Here is a 389-nt window from a genome sequence, read left to right on the forward strand (position 1 = left end):
CCCGTTGGCAGGATGTCTGAAAGCATCACGAGCGCCGCCTCGTCGAGGCCCGCGGGAATGCGGTACAGGCTCGTTTGCGCGTGCGGGGTCCGCACGTATTCGGCCTGCGTGCCGTCGATGCGGTTGCCGAGAATCCAGCCGCCCGTCTTGCAGTGCGAGTACATTCCGCGCCGGCAGTATTCACACTGCCCGCAGCTCGAAATGCAGGAGACGAGCACGTGATCGCCGGCTTTCAGCGTCGACACGCCCTCGCCGACTTCGTGCACGACGCCCACGCCCTCGTGGCCGAGAATGCGGCCCGGCTCGCAGCTCGGCACGTCGCCCTTGAGAATGTGGAGATCGGTGCCGCAGATCGTCGTTTTCGACAGCTTGACGATTGCATCGCCGGG

At 65.6% G+C, this 389-nt stretch carries 1 protein-coding gene; it reads right to left on the bottom strand.

Features of this window, described 5'->3' with window-relative positions:
• Nucleotides 1-389: alcohol dehydrogenase catalytic domain-containing protein (locus U5A52_RS43120; protein ID WP_321940515.1), on the bottom strand; the 389-nt coding region annotated here is incomplete at both ends.

The sequence above is a fragment of the Paraburkholderia sp. J8-2 genome (genome assembly GCF_905220195.1).
In the GTDB taxonomy this organism is placed as follows: Bacteria; Pseudomonadota; Gammaproteobacteria; order Burkholderiales; family Burkholderiaceae; genus Paraburkholderia.